The sequence below is a fragment of the Streptomyces sp. JH14 genome, from assembly GCF_029428675.1.
Classification (GTDB): Bacteria; Actinomycetota; Actinomycetes; order Streptomycetales; family Streptomycetaceae; genus Streptomyces.
Genome location: NZ_JAJNEL010000001.1, coordinates 2,403,881 through 2,428,624 on the forward strand (window position 1 = coordinate 2,403,881; position 24,744 = coordinate 2,428,624).

18 protein-coding genes and 2 tRNA genes are annotated in these 24,744 nt (G+C 71.1%); 8 read left to right on the forward strand and 12 right to left on the reverse strand.

Annotated features, from left to right (window positions below; translation table 11 throughout):
• Window positions 1-46 precede the first annotated feature (46 nt).
• On the reverse strand, window positions 47-1,261 hold the full coding sequence (locus LRD69_RS10810; protein WP_277326356.1) for a M6 family metalloprotease domain-containing protein: 1,215 nt from the start codon (window positions 1,259-1,261) through the stop codon (window positions 47-49).
• A gap of 435 nt (window positions 1,262-1,696) precedes the next feature.
• Here LRD69_RS10810 and LRD69_RS10815 point away from each other — a divergent pair, with 435 nt between their 5' ends.
• Window positions 1,697-3,574: an EAL domain-containing protein gene (locus LRD69_RS10815; RefSeq protein ID WP_277326357.1), complete on the forward strand. Its 1,878-nt coding sequence runs from the start codon at window positions 1,697-1,699 to the stop codon at window positions 3,572-3,574.
• A gap of 125 nt (window positions 3,575-3,699) precedes the next feature.
• Here the strand turns inward: LRD69_RS10815 and LRD69_RS10820 are convergent, their stop codons facing one another.
• Together LRD69_RS10820 and LRD69_RS10825 are read right to left on the reverse strand one after the other, a co-directional pair.
• Window positions 3,700-4,773: an LLM class flavin-dependent oxidoreductase gene (locus tag LRD69_RS10820; RefSeq protein WP_277326358.1), complete on the reverse strand. Its 1,074-nt coding sequence runs from the start codon at window positions 4,771-4,773 to the stop codon at window positions 3,700-3,702.
• Window positions 4,774-4,875: 102 nt separating this feature from the next.
• Window positions 4,876-5,619, reverse strand: coding sequence for a decarboxylase (locus tag LRD69_RS10825; RefSeq protein ID WP_277326359.1), 744 nt, complete (start codon window positions 5,617-5,619; stop codon window positions 4,876-4,878).
• A 164-nt stretch (window positions 5,620-5,783) separates the two neighbouring features.
• On the opposite strand from LRD69_RS10825, the gene LRD69_RS10830 reads away from it, so the two are divergent.
• The 4 genes from LRD69_RS10830 (at window position 5,784) to LRD69_RS10845 (ending at window position 9,664) form a co-directional block, all read left to right on the forward strand.
• Window positions 5,784-6,773: a D-2-hydroxyacid dehydrogenase gene (locus LRD69_RS10830; RefSeq protein WP_277326360.1), complete on the forward strand. Its 990-nt coding sequence runs from the start codon at window positions 5,784-5,786 to the stop codon at window positions 6,771-6,773.
• A 313-nt stretch (window positions 6,774-7,086) separates the two neighbouring features.
• Window positions 7,087-7,845, forward strand: coding sequence for an IclR family transcriptional regulator C-terminal domain-containing protein (locus LRD69_RS10835; protein ID WP_277326361.1), 759 nt, complete (start codon window positions 7,087-7,089; stop codon window positions 7,843-7,845).
• Window positions 7,846-7,907: 62 nt separating this feature from the next.
• Window positions 7,908-7,981 (forward strand) — tRNA-Lys (locus LRD69_RS10840).
• A 171-nt stretch (window positions 7,982-8,152) separates the two neighbouring features.
• Window positions 8,153-9,664, forward strand: coding sequence for an MFS transporter (locus LRD69_RS10845; RefSeq protein ID WP_277326362.1), 1,512 nt, complete (start codon window positions 8,153-8,155; stop codon window positions 9,662-9,664).
• Between the two features lie 85 nt (window positions 9,665-9,749).
• Here LRD69_RS10845 and LRD69_RS10850 read toward each other — a convergent pair whose 3' ends face one another.
• From LRD69_RS10850 to LRD69_RS10860, 3 genes are all read right to left on the reverse strand, one after another.
• The gene (locus LRD69_RS10850; protein ID WP_277326363.1) at window positions 9,750-10,340 is read right to left on the reverse strand and encodes a lytic polysaccharide monooxygenase; all 591 of its coding nucleotides are present in this window, start codon (window positions 10,338-10,340) and stop codon (window positions 9,750-9,752) included.
• Window positions 10,341-10,498: 158 nt separating this feature from the next.
• Window positions 10,499-12,019 (reverse strand): SPFH domain-containing protein, encoded by a 1,521-nt coding sequence (locus tag LRD69_RS10855; RefSeq protein ID WP_277326364.1) that lies wholly within the window; start codon window positions 12,017-12,019, stop codon window positions 10,499-10,501.
• An 85-nt stretch (window positions 12,020-12,104) separates the two neighbouring features.
• On the reverse strand, window positions 12,105-13,577 hold the full coding sequence (locus LRD69_RS10860; protein ID WP_277326365.1) for a peptidoglycan-binding protein: 1,473 nt from the start codon (window positions 13,575-13,577) through the stop codon (window positions 12,105-12,107).
• A gap of 184 nt (window positions 13,578-13,761) precedes the next feature.
• Between LRD69_RS10860 and LRD69_RS10865 the strand changes: the two genes are divergently transcribed.
• From LRD69_RS10865 to LRD69_RS10875, 3 genes are all read left to right on the forward strand, one after another.
• A tRNA-Lys gene (locus LRD69_RS10865) sits at window positions 13,762-13,835 on the forward strand.
• 541 nt (window positions 13,836-14,376) lie between these two features.
• Window positions 14,377-16,305: a glycosyltransferase family 2 protein gene (locus LRD69_RS10870; protein ID WP_277326366.1), complete on the forward strand. Its 1,929-nt coding sequence runs from the start codon at window positions 14,377-14,379 to the stop codon at window positions 16,303-16,305.
• A complete protein-coding gene (locus tag LRD69_RS10875) occupies window positions 16,302-18,236 on the forward strand; it encodes a kelch motif-containing protein (protein ID WP_277326367.1) in 1,935 nt (644 codons plus the stop codon). Before LRD69_RS10870 ends, LRD69_RS10875 begins: the two co-directional genes overlap by 4 nt.
• 75 nt (window positions 18,237-18,311) lie before the next feature.
• Here LRD69_RS10875 and LRD69_RS10880 read toward each other — a convergent pair whose 3' ends face one another.
• The 6 genes from LRD69_RS10880 to LRD69_RS10905 form a co-directional block, all read right to left on the reverse strand.
• Window positions 18,312-19,325: a glycoside hydrolase family 6 protein gene (locus tag LRD69_RS10880; protein ID WP_277326368.1), complete on the reverse strand. Its 1,014-nt coding sequence runs from the start codon at window positions 19,323-19,325 to the stop codon at window positions 18,312-18,314.
• 317 nt (window positions 19,326-19,642) lie between these two features.
• On the reverse strand, window positions 19,643-20,413 hold the full coding sequence (locus tag LRD69_RS10885; RefSeq protein ID WP_277326369.1) for a class F sortase: 771 nt from the start codon (window positions 20,411-20,413) through the stop codon (window positions 19,643-19,645).
• 5 nt (window positions 20,414-20,418) lie between these two features.
• Entirely contained in the window at window positions 20,419-21,006 is a 588-nt protein-coding gene (locus tag LRD69_RS10890) for a hypothetical protein (protein ID WP_277326370.1), read from the reverse strand.
• A gap of 138 nt (window positions 21,007-21,144) precedes the next feature.
• Window positions 21,145-21,933 carry an HAD-IIA family hydrolase gene (locus LRD69_RS10895; RefSeq protein ID WP_277326371.1) on the reverse strand — a complete coding sequence of 263 codons (789 nt, stop codon included), beginning with the start codon at window positions 21,931-21,933 and terminating at the stop codon, window positions 21,145-21,147.
• A 265-nt stretch (window positions 21,934-22,198) separates the two neighbouring features.
• Window positions 22,199-23,344, reverse strand: coding sequence for an LPXTG cell wall anchor domain-containing protein (locus tag LRD69_RS10900; RefSeq protein ID WP_277326372.1), 1,146 nt, complete (start codon window positions 23,342-23,344; stop codon window positions 22,199-22,201).
• A 259-nt stretch (window positions 23,345-23,603) separates the two neighbouring features.
• Window positions 23,604-24,719 carry an ROK family transcriptional regulator gene (locus LRD69_RS10905; protein WP_277326373.1) on the reverse strand — a complete coding sequence of 372 codons (1,116 nt, stop codon included), beginning with the start codon at window positions 24,717-24,719 and terminating at the stop codon, window positions 23,604-23,606.
• Between the last annotated feature and the right edge of the window lie 25 nt (window positions 24,720-24,744).

Sequence of the window (24,744 nt, forward strand, 5' to 3'; positions counted from 1 at the left end):
GCGCAAGCGGGGGGCTTCTTCGTTTCCGGCATCGCCCGGGCCCGGCTCAGGTACCCGTGGTGATCCTGACCGTCCACGCGCCCGACGGCGTCCGGTCCGCGACTTCGATCCTCGTGTGCTCGCCGGGGATGGAGTACGTCTCACCGACCCGCAGCGGCGCGTCCGCGAGCGGCGGGTAGACCGACAGGTCCCAGCAGGCGTCGGTGTCGGGGTGCGTGTCGATGACCTGCACGGGTCCGTCGCCGGACGACGTCTCGCTGCGCACCCGGTAGATCAGCACGCCTTCGCTGCAGGTCGTCCGGTCGTTGCCGGTGGCGCTGCGGGCCTCCAGCGCCACCGCACTGTCCTCCCCGGTCCTGATCACCGCGAGCCGCGTGCCGATCGACGCGCCGGGCACCGGCACGGCGGCCATCGACTCCAGGGTGATGTTCGCGTTCTCCTGGATGCACGCCACCTGCCCGCGGTCCAGCCAGCCCAGTTTCCACTTGTGCCAGCCGAACAGATCCGGCGCGAGACCGAACTGGCTGCCCATCACATCCCAGTCGCCGACGTAGGTGTCCCAGTCGCCCTTGCCGTCCGCCGGCCGGTGGTAGAGGTCCGGCAGATCGATGACGTGCCCGGTCTCGTGGGCCAGCACGTTCCGGTCCGGAGGGTGCTGTTCGAAGACGGTGACGACGCGCCGGATGTCCGTGCCGTCGGCATGCAGCGGCCTGTCGAAGTTGACGACCTTGGTCGCGTCGGAGTCGACGCCGGGGGCGTCCGGGTCGGCGACGAGATAGACGATGTCGTACTTCGAGAAGTCGACCTGGTCGTCGGCCACGGAGATCGCGTCGCGCAGGTACTCGCTGCGCCGCCCGTCGTCCCAGTCACGCTTTATGCCGTACGAGGTGGAGCTCCGGGGCATCTGGATCCAGTCCGGCTGCGGATGCGGGCGCAGGATGAACTTCCCGTACGAGGCACGCCGGAAGAACCGGGTGGTGGCAGGGAAGTAGTCGGCGGCGAGCTCGGCGGGGGTGGTGACCGGGTGCGCGTCCGGGAAGGACAGGAAGATCATGACCGCGTCGAGAGGATGGTCGGGACGCGGGTAGGCGTCGTTCCAGTTGCCCACACCCAACGAGTGGTGCGCCCCGGTCCGGGGCAGGGCGCACGGGCCGGCCGCACCCGTGGCGGCCACGGACGGACCCGCGACGAGGGAGATGGCGGCGAGCGACAGGAGCGCGATCGCTCCGGCCAGGACGGCACGCGGACTCGGCCTCTCCAACCCGGCGAGTCTGCGCTGGCGCGGCACATCAACCTCCGGGTGCGGGAATGCTGGTTATCACCCACTTTGTGCCGGTTTTGCGTTATGCGCCCTGTTGTGCTGCACCACCCGTGTAAGCGAGCCGCAACCCGGGGACTTGTTCACGGACAGTCACAATCGATCACCGCGGCAACGCAAGAGCGACCCTAGATCGACTGGAGAGAACAGAGCTGCACAGAAATAATCAATCGCGGGCAAACCGGATCGGCACGCGAATGGTCCATGCGGGGCGATCCAGGGGCCAGGAGCGGGCAGGGAGCTGGAACGGGCCGGATGACAACCTCTATGCTTCACCACGCTTTCCTGCGTGGTTTCCGGTCCGACGACGGCACTCCGCGCGGCGGGCCCAGTCCGACCACATCTGTTCAGGACAGAACTGCACGGCGGGAGCGAGCGGTGAGCGGAACCTCCGAAGGGCCGAGGCCCGCGGCAGGCACAGCGCCCCCTACCGTGCGGCCGACGGTCACGGAGCGTCAGAGGGAGCGTGCCTCAGCGGGTGCGGCCGGGTACCGGGCCGACTACCGGGCCGTCTTCCTGACCGCCGGCCTCCCGATGGCCGTCGTCGACCACGAAGGCCTCGTCCTCACCGCCAACGACGCCCTCGGCGCGCTGCTCGGCACCGACCCCGCCGTGCTGGCCGCGCAGTCCGCGTCGGATCTGCTCGACGTCTCGTCGGACGGCCGCACCTGGCATGCGTACCGCGAGGTGCTGCGCGGGCGGCGTTCCCGGTTCCGCTGCACGCGCAGGCTCAAGCACCCGGACGGGCGCTCGCTGTGGGCCGAGATCACCGTCGTCCCGATGCCGGAGGCCGCGGGAGCGGGCGCGGCCCCTGCCCCGGGGCCGGGTCGCTCCCCCGTGCTGCTCTCCGTCGCCGACGTCAGCGACCGGCGCGAGCTGCAGAAGCGGCTGCACCATCTCCAGATGCACGATCCGGTGACCCGGCTCCCCAACCGGATGCTGTTCTTCGAACGGCTCTCGGCTGCCCTGCAGACCCCGCCGTACCGGGACGAAGACCCGCCGCGGCAGAGCCGGATCGGGCTCTGCTACCTCGACCTGGACGGTTTCAAGGCCGTCAACGACACGATGGGCCACCGGGTCGGCGACCGGCTGCTCGCCGCCGTCGCTTCCCGGCTCACCGACTGCGCCGAGCAGGAGAGCCTGCACCGTACCGGCGGTTCGCTCGTGGCGCGCCTCGGCGGAGACGAGTTCGCGATCCTCGTCGAGGAATCCGCCGGTGCGCAGCAACTGACCGATCTCGCCCGCGCGGTGCTCACCGCCCTGCAGAAGCCGTTCGACCTGGCCGGGCAGCGGCTCGCCGTATCGGCGTCGATCGGGGTGGTGGAGCGCGCCGTGGCCGGCACCTCGGCAACCGGTCTGATGCAGGCCGCCGACACCACGCTCTACTGGGCGAAGGCGGACGGCAAGGCCCGCTGGACGCTCTTCGACCCCGAACGCAACGCGCACCGGATGACGCGGCAGGCGCTCTCGTCCACGCTCCGCCCCGCTGTCGAGCGCGGCGAGTTCACCATCGAGTACCAGCCGCTGGTCGGCATGGCCGACGGGGTCGTCCGCGGGGTGGAGGCCCTGGTCCGCTGGAACCACCCGCAATTCGGCATGCTCTCGCCGAACCGGTTCGTCGCGATCGCCGAGGAGGACGGCTCGATCGTCCAGCTCGGCCGGTGGGTGCTGCAGTCGGCCTGCCGCCAGGCCCGGCGCTGGCAGCTGGACCATCCGACCGAGCCGCCGCTGTTCATCAGCGTCAATGTGGCCGTACGGCAGGTCTGGGACTCCGACCTGGTGACCGATGTCGCGGAGATCCTCGCCGAGACCGGTCTCGCTCCGGGGCTGCTGCAGCTGGAACTGACCGAGTCCGCGGTGATGGGTTCGGCCGGCCGCCCGCTGGAGGCACTCCGGGAGCTCAGCGACATGGGTGTCCGGATCGCCATCGACGACTTCGGGACGGGTTACTCGAACCTTGCGTACCTGAGCCGATTGCCGGTGTCCGTACTCAAGCTGGACGGCTCGTTCGTCAAGGGGTTCCGCTACGAGGACGGCGCGCACCCCAGCCCCGCCGACGAGACGATCGTCGAGGCGATGGTGCAACTGGCGCACCGGCTGGGGCTGACCGTCACCGCGGAGTGCGTCGAGACGGCGGGCCAGGCGGAACGCCTGCGCCGGATCGGCTGCGACACGGGGCAGGGCTGGCTGTACTCACGGGCAGTGGCCCCGGAGCGCATCGCGGAACTGATCGGCACCAGCCCCCTGGCCGGCTGACCGGCACCCTACGGCCGCACCCCGGCCACGCCCGGCACACCTCAGCCCGCCCGGCGGTCGAGGCGCCTTGCGGTCCGTCCGACGCCTGGGGACGAGCCCGTCACGCGGACGGGCCCGCACCGCCCTCAGCCATCCAGCCCGTACGCATCGGCGATCAGCTCGTAACTGCGCACCCGCGCCCCGCCACCGTGCGCATTGGCCGTGATCATCAGCTCGTCCGCCCCCGTCCGCTTGGCCAGATCGTTCAGCCCGGACCGGACCTCGTCCGCCGTGCCGTGGATGACGTTGCCGAGCCAGCTGTCGACGAACTCGCGCTCCATCGGGCTGAAGGAGTACGCCTCCGCCTCCTCCGGCGTCGGGATGAGACCGGGCCGGCCGGTGCGCAGACGGACCATCGACAGGGCGCCGGTCAGCACCTGACGGCGGGCCTCGCGCTCCTCGTCCGCGGCCAGGGCCGACACGCCGATCAGCGCGTACGGGGCGTCGAGCACCGCGGACGGCTTGAACGACTCCCGGTACAGGTCGAGCGCCGGAATGGTGTTCTGTGCGGAGAAGTGGTGGGCGAAGGCGAACGGCAGGCCGAGGACGCCCGCCAGCCGGGCGCTGAAGCCGGAGGAGCCGAGCAGCCAGATCGGCGGTCGGCCCGCGGGTCCCTGGACCGGACCCGGGACGGCGTGGATGCGGGAGTAGGGGTGGCCGTCGGGGAAGTCGTCGTCCAGGAACCGGGTCAGCTCGGCGAGCTGCTGCGGGAAGTCGTCGGCTCCCTCGTTCAGCCGGTCGGTACGGCGCAGCGCGGCGGCGGTCGCGCCGTCCGTGCCGGGCGCACGGCCGAGGCCCAGGTCGATGCGGCCGGGGGCCATGGCCTCCAGCGTGCCGAACTGTTCGGCGATGACGAGGGGGGCGTGGTTGGGCAGCATCACGCCCCCGGAGCCCAGCCGGATCCGCTCGGTGTGCGCGGTGAGGTGGGCCAGGATCACGGCCGGGGACGACGAGGCGACGCCCGGCATGGAGTGGTGTTCGGCGACCCAGAAACGGTGGTAGCCGCGGCGTTCGGCGAGTTGCGCGATGTCCACACTGGTGCGGAGCGCCTGGGTCGCGGTGCGCCCCTGGCCCACGCTCACCAGGTCGAGCACCGAGAGCGGCACGGGGGCGGTTCCTTCGGCCTTGCCGCGAATGTCGTCGCCTCGGTTCTTGTCCACGTGAAAGGCCTCTCCGGTGATGCGCTTACGTCCAGGGGGACGTAACAGGAGGTCGTCTCCGTTTATTCCCCGACGGCCGTACCGTGCGGCTGTTCCGGCCGGTCACTGCTCCACCGGAGCCGGCGGTGCTTCCCGGGTGGCGAAGAGTGCGCCCAGCTGCGGCGCCCAGGTACGGCGGCGAGCCAGCCGCAGGGCCTCGAACACCGTCACCTGATTGGCGGTGAGGACCGGTTTGCCGAGAAGTTGCTCAAGGTCACGGATGTGCGCGGCGGTGTGCAGGGCGGTGTCCGGCAGCAGTACCGCATCCGCGTCCGGGCGGTCCGCGGCGACCACGAGCTCCTTCAGCCGGTCCGGGCCCCACGCGGCGGCCTCGGCGGCGGAGGTGACATCGCCGCTGTGCGTGGCGACGACGTCGATGCCCGCGGTGGCCAGGAAGGTGCTGAAGAGCCGGGCGATCTCCTCCGGGTAGGTCGCGGCGACGCAGACGCGGGCGGCGCCCAGCGCCCGTACCGCCTGGACGAATCCGAGCGACGTGCTGGAGGCGGGCAGCCCTGCCGCCCGGGCCAGGGTGGTGGTCTGTCCGTGGGCGCCCTCCCAGCCGTACACGAAGCTCCCGCCGGTACTGGCCCAGACCACCGACTCGACGCCGGCCCGCCGCAGCTCCTCCAGCCCGGCGGCGAGGCGTTCGGGTTCGCCCAGCTGTCGCAGGGTGTCCGGGCGACGGTCGTCCTCGCCGGGGTCGGTGCGGTTCACGACCAGCCTGATGGTGGTGTCGAGGATGACCTCCATCCGCGGGAAGTCGTCCTCCGCGAAGTGACCCGGGTAGAGGAATCCGACGGTCGTCATGTTCGCCCTCCTGCACTGCTGGACCGCTGTACTGCTCCTTGCTGTCCCTCCCTGCCCAGTATTCCCCCCGGCAGCAGCCGCCGGCCTTCGCGTTGACGGAGCCGGGCCGGGGTGCGAGCGTGGTCAATCCGCCCATCTCAGACGCAGCGGAGCGACCGCCTCTCATGCCCGACCCCACCCTGCTCGTCCTGGACGCCGACCCGTCGCCCCGCCTCGGCGCCCTGACCGGACGGGCCCGGATCCGGTACACGGACGAGGCCGGTCTCGCCGGCCAACTGCCGTACGCCGACGCCCTGCTGGTATGGGATTTCACCTCTGACGCGGTACGCGCCGCCTGGCCCGGCGACGGACCACGGCCCCGCTGGGTGCATACGGCGAGCGCCGGTGTGGACCGGCTGCTCTGCCCGGAACTGGCCCGGTCCGACACCGTCCTGACCAACGCGCGGGGCGTCTTCGAACGGCCGATCGCCGAGTATGTGCTGGGTCTGGTTCTGGCGTTCGCGAAGGACGTCCCCGGCACGCTGGAGCTGCAGCAGCGGCGACGGTGGCACCACCGCGAGTCGCAGCAGGTCGCGGGCACCCGCGCGGTGGTCGTCGGGGCCGGTCCGATCGGGCGGGAGATCACCCGTTTGCTGATCGCGCTGGGGGTCGAGGTCGCGCTCGTGGGGCGCACGGCGCGGCGCACCATCCATGGGGCCGAGGACCTGGACCGGCTGGCCGCCCTGGCCGACTGGGTGATCTGTGCGGCGCCGCTGACGCAGCGGACCCGCGGGATGTTCGACGCGCGGTTCTTCGGGCTGATGCAGCCGTCGGCCCGCTTCATCAACGTGGGGCGCGGGCCGTTGGTCGTCGAGGAGGATCTGGCCGAGGCACTGCGCAGGCGGTGGTTCGCGGGTGCGGCGCTCGATGTGTTCACGGACGAACCGCTGGATCCGGGCAGCGCACTGTGGGACGTACCGGGGCTGATCGTGTCCCCGCACATGAGCGGCGACACGGTCGGCTGGCGCGACCGGCTGGGCGAGCAGTTCGTGGAGATGTACGAACGGTGGGCGGCCGGGGAGCCGTTGCCGAACGTGGTCGACAAGCGGCTCGGGCACGTGCCGTCCCCGGACGTCCTCCACGGCGCGAACACCCCTTGCGCACCCCCGCGTTGAGACCGGAGAAGGATCTGCGGAAGCCGACGCCCGGCACCGGCGGGCGGCTGCGGCCGGTCCGCCGGAAAAAAATCTTCCCGGATCCCTGACTCGAACGTACGCCCGAGATCCTCGTTGCGGCGCTGTGACCTCGCCCTCCAACGCTTACTCATGACTTTGGCATATGCCGCACGGGTGCACCCCAGCTGACAGCGCCGGATCGCCTCATCAAGTCGCCAACAGGCCCCCCTCAAACGGCTTTTGGCAGCTATCGTGGTGCGACAGCTTGTGGTGACAACCTGGTCTTGCGGTCGCAATCCGGTAGGGGGAAACCGTGGCGCTGAAGCCCGAACCGACCGCGCCGTTCCACTCGGTGCAGTACGCCCTTCGTGTTCTCGAGACGATCTCCAAGCATGGCAACGGCGTGATGGACGCCCAGATCTCCCGCGAGACGGGGCTGCCGGGCGGGCACCTCGCCCCGCTGCTGCTGATGCTGCGCCGCGAGGGTTATGTCGAGCAGGTCACCGACGGCGCCTACGTGATCGGCTCGTCGCTCCTCCTGCTCGGCTCCGGCGCCGCCCGCCGGCAGGCGCTGGAGACGAAGCTCCAGCACACCCTGGGCCAGCTGCGCGATTCGGTCGGCGCCGCGGTGTACATCAGCCGGTACATGGACGGGGAGATCCGGGTCACCCAGTACGCCGACGGCCCGCACACCCCCGCAGTCAACGAATGGGTGGACTTCCGGTCCGCCGCGCACGCCAGCGCGATCGGCAAGTGCCTGCTGACCCAGCTCGACCACGACGGCCGCCGCGACCACCTCTCGCGCCACAAGATCGCCCGGCTCACCTCGCGGACCATCACCAGCGAGAAGGTCCTCTTCTCCAAGCTGGACAACCAGCCGGCGACGGTCCCGGTGCTCGACCTCCAGGAGTACGCGGTGGGCACGGTCTGCGCTGCCGTGCCGCTGACGGCGGGCTCCTCGGCCGGCTGCCTGGCACTGTCCCTGCCGGTCGAGGACGCACACCGGCTGCGCTCGGCGGCGGACACCCTGAACCGGCGGGCCGCTCCGGTCCTGCTCTCGCTGGCCCTCTAGAGGCGTCGCGGGCACGCGTCATCAGCACCCCTCGGGACCAGGTATTATTTTCGAGTCAGCAGGCGCCGCTAGCTCAGTTGGTTAGAGCAGCTGACTCTTAATCAGCGGGTCCGGGGTTCGAGTCCCTGGCGGCGCACAGACAAACGCACTGGGCGGTCCACGTACACACGTGGACCGCCCAGTGCGTTTCCGCATGCCTTCCCGCCACCCCGCCCGACACCGGCGTGCACGGTTGCCCAAGGTTTCATACAAACGTGTTACACAGGCGTACTAGACAGCTGTTTTATACGCTCGTATATTCCCTGTCATGACGAACGCGACGAGCACCACCACTGGCCGCAGTGGCCTCGCCGGCCGCAAGGAATGGACCGCCTTCGTGGTCCTCCTGCTCCCCCTTCTCCTGGTGTCGATGGACGTCTCCGTCCTCTTCTTCGCCATCCCGTCCATCGACCGGGACCTCGCCCCCAGCGCCACCCAGCAGCTCTGGATCTTCGATGTGTACGGCTTCGCCCTGGCCGGCCTGCTCATCACGATGGGCTCGCTCGGCGACCGGATCGGCCGCCGCAAGCTGCTGCTCCTAGGGGCGGCCGCCTTCGGCGCCGCTTCCGTCGGCGCCGCGTACGCCACCAGCCCCGAGATGCTCATCGCGGCGCGGGCGCTGCTCGGCATCGGCGGCGCGACGCTGATGCCGTCGACGATGGGGCTCGTGCGGAACATGTTCCGCGACGAACAGCAGCGCAGCCGCGCGGTCGGCATCTGGTCCGGCGCCATGGCGGGCGGAATCGCCCTCGGCTCGGTCCTCAGCGGGGTCATGCTGGAGCACTTCTGGTGGGGCTCGGTCTTTCTGATCAATGTGCCGGCGATGGTGCTGCTGCTGGCCCTGGTGCCGGTGCTGGTCCCGGAGTTCAAGGACCCGGACCCCGGACGGTTCGACCTGGTGAGCGTGCCGCTGTCGATGGGCTCCGTGCTGCCGGTCGTCTACGGCGTCAAGGAGAGCGCCGCGCACGGTCTCGACATCCGCAACGCCCTGCTGATCGCCGCCGGGCTGGGCATCGGCTGGGCCTTCGTCCGCCGGCAGCGCAGCCGTGGCGACGCGATGATCAGCCGGGAGCTCTTCCGCGGACCGGGCTTCGCCGCCGGGATCGGCCTGAACTCCCTTGCCGCCTTCGCGATGATGGGCTCCGCCTTCTTCACCACGCAGTACCTGCAGTCGGTGCTCGGCATGTCGACGACGGAGGCCGCGCTGTGGAGCCTCGCCCCGTCGCTGGCGGTGGGGGCCGCGGCGCCGACGGCCACGGCGATCGCCCAGCGGACCGACCGCACGCATGTGATCTCCGCCGGCTTCGTCATCGCCGCCGCCGGGTTCGCCGTGCTGGCCCTGTCCGGGACGGACTCGCTCTGGCTGCTGCTCATCGGCTCGGCCGTGATGAGCTCGGGCATCGTCACCGTGATGGCGCTCGTCTCGGACCTGGCGCTGGCGACCGCCCCGCCGGAGAAGGCGGGTTCGGCCGCGTCACTGCTGGAGACCGGCCAGGAGTTCGGCGGCGCGATGGGCATGGCGCTGCTGGGGGCGGTCGCCACCGCGGTGTACGGAGCGGACCTGCCGGACTCCGCACCGGAGGCCGCCCGCAAGACCCTGCCGGGGGCGCTGGCCACCGGGGACGCGTCGCTGATCTCGGCGGGCCGGGAGGCGTTCGTGCACAGCATGCAGTACGCGTCGGTGGCGGGGGCGCTGATTCTGCTGGCAGGGGCGGTACTGGCGATCGCGCTTCTGCGACGCGGCGGCCAGGGCCGGAACGAACTGGCTCCGACGCACTAGGCGGGCTCGCCGGCCTCGCTCTCCTGCCCGCGATCGCCGGACAGGCTCGGACATCGGGCCTGTCCGGCGATCGACTTGTCAGGCGTCAGAACTGGACGTCGGAGCACGCGTAGAACGCGTTCCCGGTGTCCGCGATGTTCCAGACGCTCAGGATGATGTGCCGCCCCGTCTTCTGAGTGGGGATGGTGCCCTGCTGGGTCAGCGTGTCCGGGGGCTGCTGGCCGCCGTACGGCACGGTCATGAAGGGCTGCGACTCAAGGGCCGCCCTGGTGAGCGGCTTGGTGGGGTCCCAGCCGTTCTTGGTGATGTAGTAGCGGAAGTCGGTCGTGGCGTGCCGGGCGGTGAACCGCCAGCGGAAGCTGAAGCCCTGGCCCGCGGTGACCTTGGTGGCGGGCCAGGTTCCGCCGCGCGGGTCGTCGAGCGCGGCGAAGTTGTCGTGGGCGCCGGAACAGATCTTGCCGTCGGCCGGACCCGCCGCGGGGAAGCCCTTGGGAGCCTCGACGCTCTGGGGCTCCCACTGGATGGCGCCGCAGTCGGTGACGGTGCCGTTGGCGCAGAGCTTCTGGCGGCTGATGGGGTTGTCGGTGTAGCCGTGGCTGCCGGCGCTGCTCGTCGCGAACATCGAGACGCCGGCTATCGCCAGGCCCACTATGGCCGCGCTTGCCCGTTTACGCATTGCTGTCGCTCCTCAGGGACGTGGGGGAAGTTCCATGAGCTGTGCTGCGTGCGCAATGGTGCGGTCTAGACCAAGTCTCAGATTATTGACACGGCATGAACATGTCCAGACCAATGGGAATGGGATTCCGGCCCCACGAAGACGGCGCGGCGGTGCGGTCAGGAGCCTTCGCCGCCACTGCGTCCTGTGTAGAAGGCCACCGTCAAGTCCTTGACCAGTGCCTTCCGTTCGTAGTCGTCGAGCTCGACGAGGCCGCGCGCGGTCAGCCGGTTGACCGTGTCGTCCACCGCGTCGACCACGGATGTCAGCACGCTGTCGCGGTGTTTGGCGTCAATGGCGGCGATCCGGCGGCGCTGCATGGCCGCGGCGACCTCCGGCGCGTACTCGATACCGGTCGGCTGCGCGGAGTACACCTCGATGCCCACCGGCTCGCAGTCCGCCTTCAGCATCCGGGTCAGCGCGTCGCCGACCGCTTCCGCGTTGCGCAGGGTGTGCGCGTCCTCATGGAAGGCGTCGGCGGGCAGCTGCGAGAGGACGCGCGCCATCGCCGACTCGACCTGCTCGCGCAGATACTCCTCGTGGTTCGCGACCCCGAGCGTCGCCCGCACGGTGTCCCTGATCCGCCACACGACGAGGACGACGACGCGCAACGCCGTACCGTTCGCGTCCACCGCGGGCAGCGGTTCGCTCCGCCAGTGCCGCAGCCGTACGTCGACGCGGCGGCGCAGGAGCAGCGGGCTGACCCAGACGAGCCCGGTCCGCCGCACGCTCCCCCGGTAGTCGCCGAAGAGCGTCACCACCCAGGCGTACCCGACCCGCCCGCGGCCCAGACCGCCGAGCGCGAAGAGCACCAGGGCCGCCAGCAGCACGAGCACCGCCCACGTCCCGAGGCCGATCCCGTCGTACGGCCGCGCACCGATCCCGGCCCGCGCGAGCACCCCGCGGGGCAGCGCGCCGGCCCACCACAACACGGCCCCGGCGGCGGCGCTCCCGGCCAGCCCGGCGAGCAGCGCAAGCCACCCGGGCAGCACGGGCCCCGGTCGCTCGGCCAGACAGGGATCCCCGGCGGGTGCGGGCCGGGTGGGCGCCTGCACCTGCCCGCCGCGTGCCCCGGGCGGCCGCCGCACCCCCGGCACCTGCTCCTCACCCCCGGGCCGCTGCGCCAGACCGGCGGGCAGCTCGGCTGCGTCGGCGCCCTCGGGGTCGTCGCGGAAGAGGAGGTGTACGGGGATGGCGGTCGTGTGCTCGTTGGCGATGACGCCCTGCCGCCGCCCCGGCCCGGACCGGACGGAGGCCGTGATGGAGGGTGCGGCGTCGGGGCTCGGCCGATCGGCCCGGAGGCGGCCCGAAGGCTGCGCGGGACCGGCCTCGACCGCCGGAGCGGAGGACGAAGCCGGGACCGATGCGGCAGAAGCCGAACCCTCGACCGCCGGGACGGAGGACGAAGCCGGGACCGACGGGACGGATACCGAGGCCGAGGCCGCGCCGAACGCGGAGTCGTCCGCCTCACCCGGGACCAGGTCGAGCACCAGGTCGACGACGGATTCCGAGCCGGTGGCACCCGGCTCGCTGCCGGTCCGGAAGTCCCCTCCCGCACCGCCGCCCGGCTCCGGCCCCGGGCCCGGCACCAAGCCCGCACCCGGGCCCACGCCGCACCCCGAACCCTCACCGTCGTTCACCGGCTCTCCTTCCGTCCCGCTCTCCGGGCCTCCGGAGCTGCCCGACACCGTGGATCGCATTCCCGCCTCCGTCATGTCCGTTCCGTCACGCGAAGAGTCGCCGCCAGGTCTCCGGCCCGGGGTAGCCGTCGGCCTCGGCCCCCCGCCAGCCCTGGGCCCGCTGGAAGGCCTCGACATTGCGCCGGTCCGCCTCGGTCCACCGGGGGCCGGGGCCCGACACGTAGTACTTGCCGTATCCCTTCTTCACCAACTGTCTACCGAGCTCGGCGACATGACTGTTGGACTGACCCGGCCGGAAATAGCTCCGCCCCGGGAAGACCGGAGCAGCACCGGCGCCTCCCGACTCACCCCCTCCCGGCTCACCGCCCCCGCCCCCGCTTCCGTTTGCGCTCGCGCTTGCGTCTGCGGGGATGTCGTTTCCCTTTCCGTTCACCAGCAGACTCCAGGTGTCCGGGCCGGGGATGCCGTCCGCCTCCGCGCCGGACCAGCCCTGGGCCTTCTGGAACGCCTGGGTCGCGCGCCGGTCCGCGTCGCCCCAGTCCGGTCCCGGGCCGACCTTGTAGAACCGCTTGCCGCCCCGGTCCACGAGCATCCGGCCGAGCTGGGTGACGTACGCGTTGCTGGCACCGGGACCGAACTTCGCGGCGCCCGGGAACGCCGTCGGCGTCGCCTCGGGGCCCTTGCCGCCGGTCGTGGCGGACAGGCCCTTGTAGCTGTACGGAACATAACTGCCCGAATTGGTCCAGTACGCCATGGGCGTCGTCTGCTTGCGTGCGTGCGCCGGCGTCTGCTCGTACGCCGTGTAATGGGTGTGGGTGTAGTCCGTCCAGCCGCCGAAGATCGTGACGTGCGAGCCGTTCGTGGGGTTGGCCTTGTTGTGGAAGAGCAGGATGTCGCCGGGCTGCAGTTCCTCCCGGGCGATCTTGTTCCCGAACTGGGCGAGGCTGCCGGTCCACTCGTTGCTCTTCAGGCTCCAGGCCATCGACACATATCCGGAGCAGTCCTGCCGGTAACCGTCCGACCAGTACTTCGTCATGCTGTACGGCACCTGCGCGCTGACCCACTTCTTGGCCCGGTTGATGATGTCCGTCCGCGTGGTCTTGGGCGTCTCCGGCGTCCCGCTCGTGGACGACGGCGGACCCTGGGATCCGCTCCCCTCCAGCGGGCCGGGGGCACCCTGTGGGCTGCCGGGGTCCGAGTCGCCGGAGACCGGGTCTCCAGGGTCCGGGTCTCCAGAGTCCGGGTCACCGGGGTCCGAATCGCCGGGGTCCGGATCGGCCGGCGGCGTCTCGTCCGCCGGGTCCGCCCGGGCCGCCCAGGCGGACCCGGCGGACCCGGCGGTGTGCCCGGTCGCCGCGCTCGCCGCTCCGGCGGCGCCGGTGCCGAGGACCACTCCGGCCGCCGTCACCACCACCAGCGCGCGGCGCGCGCCATGGGCCGCGGGATGTCCTCCGTGCCGCGTCGACAGCGCCTGGGCAGCGGCACGCCGCTGTGCGGCGCACCCTGCGCAACCGCAGTCGACGGCGGGCACGTACTCCTCGAAGACCGGCACAGTCATGCGAATCCCCTCCTCACTCGTCGAGATCTTTGGGCGTATCCGGACGGGTGTTCCTGTCTCAACTCTCCTAACATAGTGCATTTTGACGGACAGAAGTGAAAAAACGACCATCCGACAGGCCGCGACGGACGGGAAATGGTCAGGAGCACACCCGGCAGTCCGGTAGAGTTCTCCAGGTCAGCAGGCGCCGCTAGCTCAGTTGGTTAGAGCAGCTGACTCTTAATCAGCGGGTCCGGGGTTCGAGTCCCTGGCGGCGCACGCGAAGTCAAGGCCCCCTCACCGAGCGTGAGGGGGCCTTGTTCGTGTGCGCTCAGCCGGCCCGCGGTCGATGAACCGCGCCGACGGGCCATGATCGGCAGGCCGCGGCGGGCCGGCGTCTACCCCCGCCCGACCGTCTCCACACCCTCGCCCAGCAGCCCGAAGGCTCCCTCGCGCACCTCCGTGCGCCCCCCTTCACAAGAGCCGCCAAAATCGTACATATAACCGGTAAACGCCCCGTTTCACCCTTGCGGCGACGACCTGGGCCATACAACCTGTCATGGGGTCATCGGCTTCAACCAACCCGATGGCACCAGCAGTTGGGGGGCAGTACGGGGGGAGTTCCGGTTGCCGTACGGCGGGGTGGGGCCCGTTCATGGGCGGATGTCACGACGGCATCCCGCAACCGGAAAGGGCGCCGTCCCATGCCTCAGGGGCCGGTGGCCCGCCACGATGCCGCCCGTGGCCGACCGAGGGGGATCGGCCGCGGGCGCGACGACCGACCGATCACGCACTGACCATGCGTGCAGGGGGATGACCCATGACGTCGACGCCGACTGGCGCCGGGCAGGACAACGCCTCTTTCCGGACCGCACAGCTGCGGTCACCGCATCGGCTCCGGACCGGGACCCGGCGGCGGCATCCGAAGAAGGCGCTGCCGCGTTACGACTACGAGCACTACAGCCGCCTCGCCGGGCCACTGACCCAGCCCGATCCCGACAAGCCCTACACCGTCCGGTTCCGCTCGCTGCTCTCGCAGGAGCCGCACAGAATCCGCGCGGCGCTCCTGCTCGGCGCCGCACCGCTCGTCTCGCTCGGCCTGTTCGCGTGGCTGATGCAGCCCGAGCACTGGACGCAGCGCGACCCGAACCTCAAGAACGGCACGCTGCTGATCCTCGACATCGTCATGCTCGTCTCGATCGGCCTGATCGAGCTCTTCCGCACGATGAACGTCCTGTCGAACGCGCACGCGACGCTGGTCGCGCGCGACCCGGTCCCGGTCGTGCCGGAGTCCGGTACCAGAGTCGCCTTCCTCACCTCCTTCGTCCCGGGCAAGGAGCCCCTGGAGATGGTGACGAAGACCCTCGAAGCCGCGGTTCGCATCCGGCACCGCGGGCCGATGGACGTCTGGCTGCTCGACGAGGGCGACGACGCGGCGGTGAAGGAGGTCTGTGCCCGGCTCGGGGTGCACCACTTCTCCCGCAAGGGCGTCCCGCAGTGGAACCAGGCCAAGGGCGCTCACCGCGCGAGAACCAAGCACGGCAATTACAACGCCTGGCTCGACGCGCACGGCAGCGCCTACGAATTCTTCGCCTCGGTCGACACCGATCACGTACCGCTGCCCAACTACCTGGAGCGGATGCTCGGCTACTTCCGCGACCCGGACGTCGGCTTCGTCATCGGCCCGCAGGTCTACGGCAACTACGACACGTTCATCACGAAGGCCGCCGAATCCCAGCAGTTCCTCTTCCACGCGCTGATCCAGCGCGCGGGCAATCGCTACGGCGCCCCGATGTTCGTCGGCACCAGCAACGCCGTACGAATATCGGCCCTCCGCCAGATCGGCGGCCTGTACGACTCGATCACCGAGGACATGGCGACCGGCTTCGAGATGCACCGCGCCCGCAATCCGCGCACCGGCCGCACCTGGCGCTCCGTGTACACCCCGGACGTCCTGGCCGTCGGCGAGGGTCCGACCGCGTGGACGGACTTCTTCACCCAGCAGCTGCGCTGGTCGCGCGGGACGTACGAGACGATCCTCAAGCAGTACTGGCGGGGGATCGGGACGCTGCCCTTCGGCAAGCTCTTCAACTACACGATGATGATCATCTTCTACCCGATATCCGCCCTGAACTGGATTCTGGCGGCCTTCAGTTGCGCACTTTTCCTGGGCATGGGCGCCTCGGGTGTGCAGATCGACCCCGTCGTCTGGATGATGCTGTACGGCAACGCATCGGCGCTCCAGATCGGTCTGTACATCTGGAACCGGCGGCACAACGTCTCGCCGCACGAACCCGAGGGCTCCGGCGGACTGGCGGGCATGATGATGTCCGCGCTCTCCGCCCCGGTCTACGCACGTTCCCTGATGGATGCCGTGCTGCGCCGCAGGAGCTCGTTCGTGGTGACGCCCAAGGGCGACTCGTCCAGCCCGGACACGCTGCTCGGCACCTTCCGCATCCATCTCTTCTTCATGCTGGTCTTCGGCGGTTCCCTCATCGCCTCCTTCGTCCTCGGCCACAGCCACCCGGCGATGCTCACCTGGGCCACGCTGGCCCTGCTGATCACTGCGGCGCCGATCCTCGGCTGGCGGTACACCGTTTACGCGGGGAAGAGGAAGCAGCGCGCCGGACCACCGCCGCCGCAGTGCGCCGCACCCGCCCCGCGCCCGGCGCACGCCCCGCAGGAGAGACCCGACCGGGTCCTGGACGAACAGACGATGCAGATCGCCCTGGGGGGACGTAAGCGATGACGTACCGTGCAAGCCGCCGTGCCCGCCGCATGGCGATCAGTACGGCGGTGGTTCTGGCGCTCGCGGGAACGAACGGGCCGTGGCTGTACCGGTTCGGCAGCGAGCGCTACCACGCCTACACGATCGACAAGCCGGAGTACAAGGCCGCCAACGGCCACTGGGATTTCCTGGACGTCCCGTCCGAGTTCAGGATCAACACGATCCATGCCGCGCTGCTGCACACCGGCAAGGTGCTGCTCGTCGCGGGCTCCGGCAACAACCAGAAGAACTTCGACGCCAAGAGCTTCCGGTCCGTGCTCTGGGACCCGAAGGCCGGCACGTTCACGAACGTCCCCACGCCCAAGGACATGTTCTGCTCCGGCCACACCCAGCTGCCCGACGGCAAGCTGCTGATAGCCGGCGGCACGAAGCAGTACGAGAAGCTCGAGGGCGATGTCACCAGGGCCGGCGGCCTGATGATCGTCCACAACGAGGACCCGGACAAGCCGGTCACCCTGCCGGCAGGCACCCGGTTCACCGGCAGGGAGAACGGCAGGACGTTCGTCTCCAAGGATCCGGTGCTGGTTCAACGGGCCACCAAGGTCTTCGACAAGCGCACCGGCGCATTCCTGCGCAACGACCCCGGGCTCGGCCGGATCTACGTCGAGGCCGAGAAGTCCGGCACGGCGTCCGAGACGGGCGCCCAGGACAACTACCGGATCACCGGCCTCTCCGGCTCCGACACCCGCAACGTGTACGGGATCGCCGAGAAGCTCGCCCTCGACAAGAAGGACTTCCAGGGCATCCGCGAGGCCTACGAGTTCGACCCGGTCGCCGAGAAGTACATCGCCGTGGACCCGATGAACGAGGCACGCTGGTACCCGACACTCACCACGCTCGCCGACGGCAGGGTTCTCGCCCTGTCCGGGCTCGACGAGATCGGGCAGATCGTGCCCGGCAAGGACGAGATCTACGACCCGAGGACCAAGAAGTGGCGGTACACCGGCATCGTCCGGCGGTTTCCCACCTACCCCGCGGTCTTTCTCCTCCCCGACGGCAGACTCTTCTACTCCGGCTCGAACGCCGGATACGGCCCCGCCGACGTCGGCCGCGACCCCGGCATCTGGGACCTGGCGACCAACCGGTTCAAGAAGATCCCCGGACTGAGCGACGCCGACGAGATGGAGACGTCGGCGACGGTACGGCTGCCTCCCGCCCAGGACGAGAAGTTCATGGTCATCGGCGGGGGCGGGGTCGGCGAGTCGGCGCGGTCCAGCGAGAAGTCCCGGCTGGTCGACCTGTCGGCGCCCGACCCGAGGTTCAGGGACGGCGCCCCGCTCGCCGAGGGCACCCGCTACCCGAGCGCCTCGCTGCTGCCCGACGACTCGGTGCTGGTCACCGGCGGCTCCGACGACTACCGGGGGCGCGGCGGCTCGAACATCCTGCAGGCGCGGCTCTATGACGCGAAGACGGACACCTACAAGCGGGTCGCCGACCCCGCGGTGGGCCGCAACTACCACTCGGGGTCCGTACTGCTCCCCGACGGACGCGTCATGGTCTTCGGCTCGGACTCGCTCTTCGCCGACCGGGCGGACACCCGCCCCGGCGTCTTCGAGCAGCGCATCGAGCTCTACACGCCGCCGTACCTGTACCGCGACGCGCGCCCGGAGCTGACGGCGGGGCCGAAGAGCCTGGCGCGCGGCGGTACGGGGATGTTCGCGACCGCGCAGGGGGCGGCGATCACGTCGGCGAAACTGATGCGGCCGAGCGCGGTGACACATGTGACGGACACCGACCAGCGTTCGGTGGCGTTGGGGCTGAAGAAGGCGGCGGGGGGCATCTCGGTGACGGTGCCGAGGAACCGGGCGCTGGTGCCGTCGGGCTGGTACATGCTGTTCGTGACGGACGTGAGGGGGACGCCGTCGGAGGGCACATGGGTGAAGGTCCCGTAGTCCCCTGAAGCCACATCCGGCCCGCTCGGCGAGTTCGGTCTCCCTCGCCGGGCGGGCTCCGTCGCGGCACGTCCGCTACTTCGTGTTGCGGGCCAGTTCCAGCGCGTACTCCGGCCACCACGCCCCCGCCTTCGGACCGCCCTTGCAGGCGCCGTCCGACTCTCCCGGCCGCTTGACCCAGAGATAGGCGTCGACCAGATCCTCACCCGTGCGCGTGGTCGGCGGTTCGCCGAGCGCACGGCCCGGGGGGTTGCACCAGTTCTCCTTCGGATCGCCGCCACCATAGGGGCCGTTGCCGTTGCGGCTGGTGTCGATCACGAACGGTTTGTTGCCGACCTTCGCCGACAACTGCTTGCCGAAGTCCGTACTGGCCTCCGTGGTCTGGAAGTTGGAGACATTGACGGCGAATCCGTCCGCGTCGGCGATGCCCGCCCGCCGGAGCGGCCGGAAGAGCGCGTCGGGGGTGTGCCAGCCGGCGTTGCCCGCGTCCATGTAGACACGCGTGTGCGGCAGTTGCCTCAATCGCCGGACGGCGCCCCGCAGGAGGTCGTACCGCTCCTCGTGGAACTCCTGCGGGGTACAGCCGTCGACGAGGTGCAGCAGCGCGTCCGGCTCCAGGACCACCGTGGCACGCCGGTTGCCGATACCCCGGGCGACCTTCTCCAGCCAGGCGCGGTAGGCGCTGCCGTCGGCGGCGCCGCCCTTCGAGAACTGGCCGCAGTCGCGGTGCGGGATGTTGTAGAGGACGAGCAGCGCCTCCCGGCCGGCCTTCGCGGCCGCCTCGGTGAAGCCTTCGGCCTCGGCCTCGGGGTCGTCCGGGCCGATCCACTCGCCGACCGGCTGCCGGGCGATCCTCCTGATCAGTTCGGCGTTCCTGTCGTCGCCGTCCTTGAGGTACGCGGCGACCTGGCGGCCCGCATTCCCGTCGGGGTTGACCCAGTACGGGTCGCCGCCGGCGGGCCGGCGACCGGCCTCGGCGCGATTCCCGTCCCCGTCGCCGCCGGCCGGGGAACACCCTGCGAGCAGCACCGTCGCGCCGATCGCGGCCGCCGCTCCCGCACGCAGCCGGCCGGTGCAATTGCCGTACATCCACTCCCCCTTGAGTGCCGGACAGGTCCGGGCGCGTCCATCCTGGCACACCCCGCGTGTCCGACTTGCCCGTATGTACGAGGACGTTCGCGGACGACAGACCCGTGACCTGTTCTGGACGTACCGTCAAAAAACGACTGGGCCACGACCATTCACCGTCCTACAGTGGTCACCAGTGGCCCACACGCCCCCTTGCCTCCCGTGTCGGCGCCGGGCTTCTCCCGCAGCCCGCGCACCGCGGTCGAGGACCGGCCCGGTCGGCGCCCCGGGGGGAAAACGGGCGGCCGGCCGGGCCAGGTATCCGTCTCCGCTCCCGCTCAGGACGCCCCTGCACGGGCCTGATGGACCTGGGCGCGGCCCTTGTCGGCGGACTCGGCCGGCTTGCGCACGGCCCTGGCCTGCTCGACTGCGGCCCCGGCGGGCTTGTCCGCCGCCTTCTCCCCGGTCAGATAGGCCGAGACGACCACATTGGCGGTGTACTCCCGCAACGCACGGTCGAACGCACCGCCGCAGGTGATCAGCCGCAGCTCGGCCCGTCCGTCCTTGCGGGGCCCGTACGCCTTCTGGGCGTTGAAGCGCTTCCGGGTGATGACCTGGACGTCGTCGATGGTGAATTCGGCGACCGTCCCGTCCGCGCGGACCACCCGGACCTTCGCTCCGGGGCGGGCCGCGCTCAGCCCGTAGAAGACGGCCGGTTTGGTCTGGGTGTCGACGTGGCCGACGAAGAGCGCGGTGCCGGCCGCGCCGGGCCGGGTGCCGCCGTCGTACCAGCCGACCGCCTTCGGCGAGGCGAAGGACGGCGGGTCGATCGCTCCCGCCGCGGTCAGGCCGCGGGCGACGACGGGCGCCTTGATGCCGATGGAGGGGATCTCCACCCGCTCCGGCGCCGCACCCTTGATCGGGGCGTGCGCGGCGGGCAGAGGTACGCCGAGTGGGCGCCCGACCGCGGCGATGTCGCCGGTGGTCGGGCCGGCACCGGAGCCGTCGGCGAGGCCGCGGCCCCAGAGCCACAGACCCAGGAGCAGGATGGCCCAGGCCACACCGGTGAGCAGCCGGCCGTTACCTTCCGGGCGGTTCGAGGCGGACATCTCACTCAGTCCGTGACCGGGCGGCGACGGCGGGCACTGCGCAGGGCGACGGCGACGGCCGCGACGGCTGCCAGGACCAGCCCGATCACGGTGTGCACGGTGCCGGGGCCGGACTGCTCGGCCGTTTCGCCGGCGAGGACGGTTGCGGTGCCGCCGCCTCCGGCGGCGACCGGGGCGATCGGCGTGAGGGGGGCGGTCCCGTCACGGTCGACGACGGTGACGGTGCCGGACGCCCGGGTGCTCTTGTCGTCGTTGCAGGTCACCCAGATGTCGTAGTCGCCGGCGGAGGCATCGGAACGGACCTTGGCCTCGGCGAAGAGCCCGTCGCTGCCTTCGGGCGAGAAGCTCGCGTCGGATTCGAAGGCGTCGGAGATCCCTTTGGCCTCGTCGCTCTTGCAGCCGTCGAACTGCAGGTCCACTTCACCCCCGGGGGCGACGGAGGAGGGATCGACCGAGAGGGTCGCGCGGGACGCGGAGTCCTGGTCGCGGCCGGAGTCCGATCCGGAGTCGGAGTCGGCCAGTGCGACCGGGGCGGACAGCAGGGTCGCCGCGACCACCGCTGCTCCACAGAACGTGAGGGGTATGGAACGCATCGTGAACCTCCTTAGGGAAGGTTCACGCGTCCGGCGGGTTTTCGCATCCGCAGGGACGGCGGCGCTGGTCAGCGGGGGTGCCGGGGAAGGGGTGCGGGAACGGTTCCCCGTACCCCTTACGCCGGATGCCGGGCGGGTTCAGCCCACGTCGACGAGGCCGACCAGATCGGCGATGGAGTCGACGACCGTGGACGGCCGGAAGGGGTAGCGGTCTATGTCTGCGGGGGCCGTCAGACCGGTCAGCACCAGGAACGTGTGCATACCCGCTTCCAGACCGGCCAGCACGTCGGTGTCCATCCGGTCACCGATCATGGCGCTGGTCTCGGAGTGGGCGCCGATCGCGTTCAGCCCGGTGCGCATCATCAGCGGGTTGGGCTTGCCCGCGAAGTACGGGTCCTTGCCGGTGGCCTTGGTGATCAGCGCGGCAACGGCACCGGTGGCGGGCAGCGGGCCCTCGGCGGACGGTCCGGTCTCGTCCGGGTTGGTGCAGATGAAGCGGGCGCCACCGTTGATCAGCCGGATCGCCTTGGTGAGCGCCTCGAAGGAGTACGTCCGGGTCTCACCGAGAACCACGTAGTCGGGGTCGTGGTCGGTGAGGACGTACCCGATGTCGTGCAGCGCGGTGGTGAGTCCGGCCTCGCCGATGACGTACGCCGTGCCGCCGGGCCGCTGGTCGTCGAGGAACTTCGCGGTGGCCAGGGCGGAGGTCCAGATGTTCTCCACCGGCACGTCCAGGCCCATGCGTGCCAGCCGCGCGTGCAGGTCGCGCGCCGTGTAGATCGAGTTGTTGGTGAGCACCAGGAACGGCAGCCCGGACTCCCGCAACCGCTTGATGAAGGCGTCTGCACCGGGGATCGGCGTGCCTTCGTGGATGAGGACTCCGTCCATGTCGGTGAGCCAGGATGTGATCGGCTTGCGCTCTGCCATGTGGGACTCCTGCCGTACGCCGTGTGCGGGGACGCCGGCGGCACCGCGTTGTGCAGCGCCGACATCCCCGATTTTAGGCCGAAGCGCTGGTGGGCCCGTGGCCCGTACCGGATTGCGGGATCCGGCCGGCGAGGGTCGGCGCCCCGACCCGGTCGTGGGTGACGCGCAGGAGGGAGGCGACAGTCAACTCCCGGTGCAGGCAGTCCAGTTCGACTGAGCTTTCGGAGCGTGGCCCGGTGGGGCGCAGAGGATCCGGCGCCGCGGGTCAGCGGGCGGCACGGCGCAGTCGCCTGGACCACGCCAGGAGGGCGGCGCCGCCGAGCAGCAGGGCCGCGGCCGTGGCCAGCGCGGGCCAGGGGTTGGTGGAGGTCCGGCCGGTCTCTGCGAGCTCGGGAAGGTCCTGCGGGGCCGGGTCGGCGCCCGGGACCCGTCCGGAGGCAGGGGGGTTCTGCGTGCCACCGACGTTTCCGAGACCGTCCACGCCGCCGATGGCATCGGTGTCACCGGTGCCGCCGATGGCTCCGGTGCCATCGGTGTCACGAGTGCCGTCGATGCCGCCGACTGCTCCGGTCGGGCTGTCCCCGGTTCCGTCGGGAGCGGTGTCCCGCCCCCGGTCGCCGCTCCCGGCCACATCGCCGGCCCCGCCCACATCGGTGCTCTCGCCGGTGCCGGAGGTGTCGCCGGTGTCACCGACCTCACCCGTGTCACCGGTATCGCCGATATCCCCGGTATCGCCGTCGTCCTCGACGACGTTGAAGGCGTAGTCGTCGGACTCGCCGACCCAGTCCCCGTCGTCCTCGGGCTTCGTCTTGCCGTCGGCACTCACGGCGCGATGCCGCTGGACGATCGCGGCCGTGGCGGTGATCCGGCTGGGTCCGGTGTCGGAGGTGAACGCCATCCGGACCCGGACGGTGACCGTGCGGCCCGCGGGGACGGTGAAGCCCTCGAAGGCGTCCTCCCCCTCACCGCCGCCGAAGACTCCGATGTGCTCGTCGCGGTCGGTCGTCTCCCAGCTGACGCGGTGCTGGACGTCGGGCTGGGCCTGCTCGGAGAACTCCAGCTGGATCTGGTCGGAGGTCAGCCTCCGGTCCTCGTCGACGAGGACCAGGACCGGGTGGATGGACCGGCACGACTCGGAGGTCGTGTTGGTCAGATCCAGCAGCCAGGTGCCGTAGCCGCCGCCCGGGGTGTACTCCTGCGGGCCGCCGTGGATCCGCGTCACGATCGGGAAGTCGTCCGAATCCGGTGAACCGCAGGCGGGCTGCTGGTCGGCGGTGACGGAGAGCGCGGGGACCGTGGCGGCAGCGGCCGCGGTCGGGCCGCCGAGGACGGCGGGGACCACACTCGCGACGGCCAGCCCGAGGGCGATTCCGTGGCGCGGCCGCGCGGGGGCCGGTGGGGTGGAAGCCACGGGCGAGGACGACGGTGGCGGTGCGGACGGTAGGTCCGGGGACGGCTGGGCGGACATAGGGGGCACCCTTCGCTGCTTGCGAACGGTCGGATCGCCCCGTGCCCGGAGGTCACCGGCTGTCGGCGGCGACGCTGTCACGCGCGCGCGACCCGCCGGCACCGACATGCCGGGGTACCGCCCGGTCGGCCGACTCCGGCCCCCCGATCGGCCCACGTCCGTATCGCTCCAACGGCCCCGGCCATGATCCGTCGGACAGCCCTCAGGCGCCGCCGCTGCCGACCCGTCCGAACAGCGGGGCGAGGACCAGCTGCGCGGCCCCCTCGGCGACCGGTCTGCCGCCGCCGACCGTGGTGACGAGCGGCACGCTCGCGCCGGTGCCGTCACGCCGGACGCGTTCCTCGATCACGGAGCGGACCCCTCGTACGTACGCGTCCGGATCGGCGCCGACGGTACGGCCGCCCAGCACGACGCGGTCGATGTCGAGCAGCCCGACCAGGTTGGCGGCGCCGGTCCCGAGCACCCGCGCGGCCTCCGCGACATCGCCGTCGGCGACGGCGGCGAGACAGAGCGCCTCGATGCAGCCGCGCCCGCCGCAGGTGCACAGCGGGCCGTCCAGCGCCACGGTCTGATGCCCGAACTCACCGGCACCCGTACGGGGCCCGCGGTGCAACGCCCCGCCGAGGAACAGCCCGGCGCCCAGCCCGGTTCCGAGATGCAGATACGCGAAGTCGCCGGGGCCGTCGGCCCGCAGGGCGAGCCCGAGGGCGGCGGCGTTGGTGTCCTTGTCGACGACGACGGGCAGGCCGGTGCGGGCGGCGAGGGCGTCCCGGAGCGGGAAGCCGTCCCACTGCGGAAACCCGGTGACACGATGCAGCACGCCCCCGCGGTGATCCAGCGGCCCCGGCACGGCGACGCCGGTCCCGAGCACGGTGCGCGTGGGCCCGGCGCCGTCCGCGGCCCCCAGCAGGGCCGCGATCTCGCCCGCCGCCACCGTGACCACGTCCCCCGCCGGCGCACCGAAGTCCAGCGGCGCCCTGCGGCTCGCGACGACCGCTCCCGCCAGGTCGACCAGGACCGCCGTCAGCTCGTCGCGGTCCAGGTGCAGCCCCACCGCGTGCCCCGCGTCCGGGACGAGGCGCAGCACCGTGCGCGGCTTGCCGCCCGTGGACGCGCGATGGCCGGCCTCCGCCGCCAGGCCCTCCGCCCGCAGCCGGGCGGTGATCTTGCTGACGGCCTGCGGCGTGAGCCCCGTCCGTTCCGCCAGTTCCAGCCGGCTGATGCCGCGCTCGCCCGCGACACGCAGCAGGTCCAGCACGAGCGCCGCGTTGTGGCTGCGCAGTGTCGGCAGATTCGCCCCGGCAATACTCCTGTTCACGGCCCCATTGTCCCTCTCGCTTGCA

What these genes read in the sequence shown, in the direction of transcription:
- LRD69_RS10860 (WP_277326365.1), bottom strand. Translation starts at nt 13,577, where the DNA reads ATGACTGTGCCGGTCTTCGAGGAGTACGTGCCCGCCGTCGACTGCGGT.
- LRD69_RS10845 (WP_277326362.1), top strand. Translation starts at nt 8,153, where the DNA reads ATGACGAACGCGACGAGCACCACCACTGGCCGCAGTGGCCTCGCCGGC.
- LRD69_RS10895 (WP_277326371.1), bottom strand. Translation starts at nt 21,933, where the DNA reads ATGGCAGAGCGCAAGCCGATCACATCCTGGCTCACCGACATGGACGGA.
- LRD69_RS10825 (WP_277326359.1), bottom strand. Translation starts at nt 5,619, where the DNA reads ATGACGACCGTCGGATTCCTCTACCCGGGTCACTTCGCGGAGGACGAC.
- LRD69_RS10875 (WP_277326367.1), top strand. Translation starts at nt 16,302, where the DNA reads ATGACGTACCGTGCAAGCCGCCGTGCCCGCCGCATGGCGATCAGTACG.
- LRD69_RS10870 (WP_277326366.1), top strand. Translation starts at nt 14,377, where the DNA reads ATGACGTCGACGCCGACTGGCGCCGGGCAGGACAACGCCTCTTTCCGG.
- LRD69_RS10850 (WP_277326363.1), bottom strand. Translation starts at nt 10,340, where the DNA reads ATGCGTAAACGGGCAAGCGCGGCCATAGTGGGCCTGGCGATAGCCGGC.
- LRD69_RS10890 (WP_277326370.1), bottom strand. Translation starts at nt 21,006, where the DNA reads ATGCGTTCCATACCCCTCACGTTCTGTGGAGCAGCGGTGGTCGCGGCG.
- LRD69_RS10885 (WP_277326369.1), bottom strand. Translation starts at nt 20,413, where the DNA reads ATGTCCGCCTCGAACCGCCCGGAAGGTAACGGCCGGCTGCTCACCGGT.
- LRD69_RS10880 (WP_277326368.1), bottom strand. Translation starts at nt 19,325, where the DNA reads ATGTACGGCAATTGCACCGGCCGGCTGCGTGCGGGAGCGGCGGCCGCG.
- LRD69_RS10830 (WP_277326360.1), top strand. Translation starts at nt 5,784, where the DNA reads ATGCCCGACCCCACCCTGCTCGTCCTGGACGCCGACCCGTCGCCCCGC.